6 protein-coding genes are annotated in these 5,694 nt (G+C 51.2%); all 6 read left to right on the forward strand.

All coding sequences use genetic code 11. From position 1 onward, the window contains the following. The first annotated feature begins 65 nt into the window (after positions 1-65). The gene (locus PHU49_13655) at positions 66-2,141 is read left to right on the forward strand and encodes a hypothetical protein (protein ID MDD5245050.1); all 2,076 of its coding nucleotides are present in this window, start codon (positions 66-68) and stop codon (positions 2,139-2,141) included. Positions 2,142-2,249: 108 nt separating this feature from the next. Next, positions 2,250-2,765: a V-type ATP synthase subunit K gene (locus tag PHU49_13660; GenBank protein ID MDD5245051.1), complete on the forward strand. Its 516-nt coding sequence runs from the start codon at positions 2,250-2,252 to the stop codon at positions 2,763-2,765. Positions 2,766-2,786: 21 nt separating this feature from the next. After that, positions 2,787-3,377 (forward strand): V-type ATP synthase subunit E, encoded by a 591-nt coding sequence (locus PHU49_13665; protein MDD5245052.1) that lies wholly within the window; start codon positions 2,787-2,789, stop codon positions 3,375-3,377. A gap of 6 nt (positions 3,378-3,383) precedes the next feature. Then, a complete protein-coding gene (locus PHU49_13670; protein ID MDD5245053.1) occupies positions 3,384-4,370 on the forward strand; it encodes a V-type ATPase subunit in 987 nt (328 codons plus the stop codon). Further along, a complete protein-coding gene (locus PHU49_13675; protein ID MDD5245054.1) occupies positions 4,363-4,689 on the forward strand; it encodes a V-type ATP synthase subunit F in 327 nt (108 codons plus the stop codon). The genes PHU49_13670 and PHU49_13675 overlap by 8 nt, the downstream gene beginning before the upstream one ends. A 20-nt stretch (positions 4,690-4,709) precedes the next feature. Further along, a partial coding sequence (locus PHU49_13680) for a V-type ATP synthase subunit A (protein MDD5245055.1) occupies positions 4,710-5,694 on the forward strand: 985 nt, incomplete at its 3' end.

Below are 5,694 nucleotides of genomic sequence, written 5' to 3' on the forward strand. Positions count from 1 at the left end.
ATGACAGCCTCCGGAAGCAGGTGGGGCTGATTGTATCCCGGTGTAAAAATTTATAGCGAAAACCTATGGCCATTGAGGCGTTAAAAAAGATAACGATCGTAAGCCCAAAAGATTCAAACAGACGTTTGATAAAGACGATCAACCATCTTGGCATGATGGAGGTTATTGATACGAAGGACCTCTTCGACGAGAATGCCGTATTCAAAGGCTATGAAGCATCCATGGAAGACGTTGATGAGACTCTCCGTAAGATCGATTTTATCCTCAACCTCACAAATATCTTTTATCCTGAGCAGGAAAGTTTTATAAAAGGCCTGACGCCGCTTCCTCTTGTGACAACACAGAAAGAGATCGACGCTGTCCTCAACGGATATGACCTCGAGGAACGCTATCAGTATGCGTATGAGCTGGATGAGGTCTATCGCCGTTCCGAGAGAGTGATCGGGGAGATAGAAAGCGAATTAAAAGAACTTAACCCCATCAGGGACCTTCCTTTCAATCTCGCGGATTTCTTTTCGCCCGTACACGTTAACCTCGTTGTCGGATATGTGCCGAAAAAAAACATCACCCTGATCAACCCCGCGGAAGAAGCATGGGCAAAGGCTGCATGGGAAGAGGTCAAGCCAAAAGTAATGCCCGATGATGTCCAACCGTACATGAACCCTTCTTCTTCGACGGAGAAGACAAGGATGGTCTTTGCCTTTCTGAAGGATGATGCAGAGGAGGTACGGAAAGCCCTTGCCTCTATCGAATTTGACGAGATCCAGCTTCCAGGGCACCGGGAGAAGATTTCAGATCGTATCAGTGAGTTGAAGGAAGATCTTGGAAGATACCGTGACCAGATCGTCGGGATCTCGGAAAAGATACATCCCCTCGTTGTCGGACGAAGAACCGGTGAAGGCCGCCGCTCTCTCCTTGTTCTAAAGGCTTACTGGACAAATGTCCGTAATGAGCACATCGCTTCCATGAAAGGTGTTCACGGCAAGTGGGTACACATACTGAAGGGATATATAAGGGCAAAGGATACCGGCATATTTATAACAACGATCAACGGGGAATTTCCTGAATCCATGGTTACCATGGAGGATCCTGCCCCGGAAGATGATGTACCGGTGAGTATCTCTTCGCCTTATCTTTTGAAGCCCATCCAGCTTCTTACCGAGATGTTCGGACTTCCGCGTTACAGAGGTTTTGATCCGACCCCGTTTATGCAGCTTAACTTCTATGTCTTTTTTGGAATATGTTTCAGTGATGTGGGTTACGGTCTTATGCTTGCGACAATGGGCACTTACCTGAACACCAAAACAAAGATATACAAGGGAGTCAACAACCTGTCGCGCATACTCCTCTATGGCGGGATCAGCAGCGTGGTATTCGGCGCGTTAATGGGCTCCTGGTTCGGAGATCTCTATAAACCGGAATACCTCGGTCAGGGGAATATCCTCAGCTTACTCCAGCAGAAGTTCGTTGTCATCGACCCCATGGAGAAGACCATTGTAGCGCTTATGGCCGCGCTCGGGATCGGCGTGCTCAATCAGTTCTTCGGTATAATACTCAGGATGTACAGCGCGATCAGAAACAGGGACATGCTGGGCGCTTTTTCTGACGGTGTCTGCTGGATAGTGACATTAACCGGTTTGCTGATGATAGTAGGAAAGATCTTCGGCGACATCCCGCCGAAAATATTCAACACGGGGTTGTGGCTTTTTACGGCAGGAGCGGTCGGGTTGATACTGACGCAGGGGAGAGACATCAAGAGCCCTTTCGGGAAGATCGCGGGAGGGTTTGTCAGTCTCTATGGGATTATGGGGAGCTATGGTATAACGGCTTTTATCGGCGATATCCTGTCCTACTGCAGGCTCCTCGCCCTTGGCCTGACCACCTCGATCGTTGCCATGGCCTTTAATCTCATGGCGGGCATGCTCAGGGATATTCCCTATGTCGGGATGTTTCTTTTCATCATTATGCTTTTAGCCGGTCACCTGTTCAACTTCCTCATCAGTGCGCTCGGCGCATTTGTCCACTCAATGAGACTGCTCTTCGTTGAATTTTTCGGCAGGTTTTATGAGGGCGGAGCAAGGCCGTTCCAACCGCTTGGTTTTGATTCGCCCATGTTTATTATGAAGAAGACGGGTAAATGATGCGAGATTTGTCAAGGTTGATCAGGATCGGGGCAACATAATTTGCCGGAACCGGGGAGAAAGGCTTTCCGGCATGAATTATAGAAACGATCATTGGAGGAGAAAAACATGTCGCCTGAATGGATTGAACTGGGACGCGGTCTGTGTTACGCGGGAGCAGGCCTGGCATTTGGTTTGGGAGGATGCGGCTCGGCATGGGGTATCGCAATTGCGGCGCATCAGTGTGCAGGGGTTCTTCGTGAAAAACCCGAACTCTTTGGCCGCATGCTCATCATGCTTGCCCTGCCCGGAACACAGGGATTCTACGGATTTATTGCTGCGATCCTTATGATGACGCAGACAGGACTCATCGGCGGGTCGGTCCTGAAAATCACCCTGGGAACCGGTTTCGCATTGTTTTTTATCGGTCTCGGGTGCGGTCTGGCCCTCTTGATCTCTGCGATCAAGCAAGGTGAGGCATCCGCCGCGGGCATATCACTTATTGCCAGAAGACCGGAGGCTGCCGGGCGGGCTATTCTGTTTCCGGCCTTTGTCGAAACATATGCCGTTGTTGCGCTTCTTGCGACTGTTCTTTTTATCATATTCCTTACGCAACCACTTGCCATTAAGTCTCTTGGTCTGTAAGAAACGAGGTGTGTTGAGATTATGGGCTTAGAAAAGATCCGGGAAGCAGTGTTATCGAATGCCAGAAAAGAGGCTGCCCGTATTGTTGAAAATGCGAAGAAGCATACTAATGCACTCTTCGCTGCCAGGAAAGAAGAGATCGCCCGGGAGATCGAGCGATCTTATCAGGCACGCACTGCAGCAATAGAGGACGAGTTCAACCGGAAACTCATCCAGTTCAAAGGCATTGCGAATAAACAGGTTCTCGAGAAGCGCAATCTGCTGCTTCGTTCCCTTTTTCAAACGGCTATGGAAGAGATATTGAACTGGCCGGACGATAAGTATGGAGAACTCATGGGGCGTCTTGTCGAGAAAGCTGCGGGCGGATCGGGGGGAAAACTTCGTGTTCACAACGGGGAGAAACAGCGTTTTGCCGGGATACTTTCCGATGTCAACAAACCGAGAAACCCGGAAGCCAGGATCGTCCTGGATGAGACGGACTGGCTGCATGAACCCGGTGGATTTGTTTTCATCGGGGAAGACTATGAGGTTGATCAGACGCTCGGCACTATTCTGAAAGATATCGAGGCAGAGGCAATGCCGTTTATTGCAAAAGAATTGTTTTCAGGATAACGGACAATGTTTCCAAAGATACCAAATATTCCACAGTGGGGTTTTGTGTCAGGAAGGATAAGCGCCCTCGAAGACCATTTCCTGCCAAGGGAGTTTTTCATGGGCATTATCACCCAGGAACGTATCGACGATATTGTTCTGCATCTCCAGGAGACATTCCTCGGGGATTACCTGACGCCCGGCACGGTCTGGGAAGACTTCAGCGCCCTTGCAGACAGGTGTTTTCATGATATGGCAATCTCTATGCGAAGTGACTCTCCTTCAACGATACCCGCCGATATCTTCCTCCTGCAGAGTGATTATCTGAACCTGAAGAATGCATTCAGCGGCACGACGACATTTCCCTTCCCCATGGGAATCCTGAGCCATGAAAAGCTTTCAGCAATAGCTCACGGGGATTTTGCCGATCTCCCGGGGCCCGTTACCGAAGCCGGGGGATTTGGGGAGGGTGAAGCGTATGAGGTTTTTCCCGGCGTTATAGATACCTTTCTCGATGGCGCGTACCTGAGACATCTCCTCTCCTTGGCTCAGGGATTGGAATCGGAGATGATCAGGACATACGTGAATGACAAAATCCTCGCGTCCATCGTTATTATCCTGTGGAGAGCGGTGAAACAGGGTATTCAAACGAAGCGTTATCAGCAGTACCTTCTCCCTCTCGGTGATTTTACATCCGTCATAACGGAACTGACCGGCATACAGAATCCTGAGGCATGGCAAGCAGTAATAGGGGGGGAGATCGGTGAGCTTTTTGCCGAGTCTATGGAACTGGAGATGGACGATCAGATCTCAGGTTTTGAACTGAGGGCGACAAACCATCTCGTCAGGATCGCCCGCGACGGAAAATTTCAAACCGCGGGTCCGGAAAGGGTCTTTTCCTTCCTCTCCGGTTTTCTCGTGGAAATGCAGAATCTGAAACTGGTCGTTACCGGCAGACTTAATCGCATCGATCAAAGCCTGCTGAAACAAAGATTGAAGGACTGTTATGTCTAAGGCCGTTGCCATAGGAGAGAAGCATCTGATACTCGGATTCAAGGGTGTTGGGTTTGAGGTTATCCCGCTGGAGGATAATGCGAAACTGCTGCAGGAACTGATTGCCCTCTCACGTGACCCCGAGGTCGGTTTCGTTCTTGTTACAGAGAGTATGGCAAGCGAAAACCCTGAGGCGATCAGGGAATTCCGCCAGAGGTGCTCAACCATCCTGTCGATTATCCCGACGCATGAGGGGAGCAGGCATGTGAGCTTTCAGGAGATCAGAAAAGCTGTTGAGTGTTCCTTGTGTATTGATATTCTGGGCAAAGACACAAATTAGATGATCCAGGGGTAGGGGATATGAACGGGAATAGCGGCGAAGTTGTAAAGGTATCGGGACCACTGGTAATAGCCCGCGGGCTTACCGGTGCGCGTATGTACGAGATGGTTCGTGTGGGCGAAGCGAATCTCTTTGGTGAAATTATCGAGATCAAGGGTAATGACTACTCGATACAGGTCTACGAAGAGACGGAGGGGATCGGACCCGGCCAGCCGGTGGCGAGGACAGGGGAGCCGCTTAGCGTAGAACTGGGTCCGGGCCTTATCCGGTCAATCTACGATGGGGTCCAGAGACCGCTCGATACGCTGGCGCAGGATTTTGGCGAGTATATCGTGCGCGGCGCAGAGAGACCGGCGCTCGACAGATCGAGCAAGTGGAACTTCAAGCCTGTCGCAAAGGTTGGCGACCCTGTTGAACCCGGTGATATCCTGGGCACGGTGCAGGAAAGCAACCTTGTAGTCCATAAGATCATGGTGCCTCCCGGAAGATCGGGTGTCGTCAGGAAGATAGGGCCGGTAACCGGTAATGTGGACAGTGAGGTGGCGGTAATCGAAGGGTCTGAAGGCCAGTTCAGCATCACCATGGTCCAGAGATGGCCTGTCCGCGATCCACGCCCTGTGGCGAGAAAGCTTATGCCTGTCGATCCCATGACAACGGGTCAGCGTGTGATCGATATGTTCTTCCCTATTACGAAAGGGGGTACTGCCTGTGTGCCCGGGCCTTTCGGCAGCGGTAAGACGGTCGTGCAGCACCAGCTCGCAAAGTGGGCCGACGCGGAGATCGTGGTATATGTCGGATGCGGGGAACGCGGGAACGAGATGACCGATGTGCTGATGGAATTCCCTCATCTCAAGGACCCGGCCTCCGGTGAGCCGCTCATGGAACGGACCGTGCTCGTTGCGAACACATCAAACATGCCCGTAGCGGCACGGGAGGCGAGCGTTTTTACCGGGATCACGATCGCCGAATATTTCAGGGACATGGGGTACTCGGTGGCGCTCATGG

Source organism: Syntrophorhabdaceae bacterium (genome assembly GCA_028713955.1).
GTDB lineage: Bacteria > Desulfobacterota > Syntrophorhabdia > Syntrophorhabdales > Syntrophorhabdaceae > UBA5609.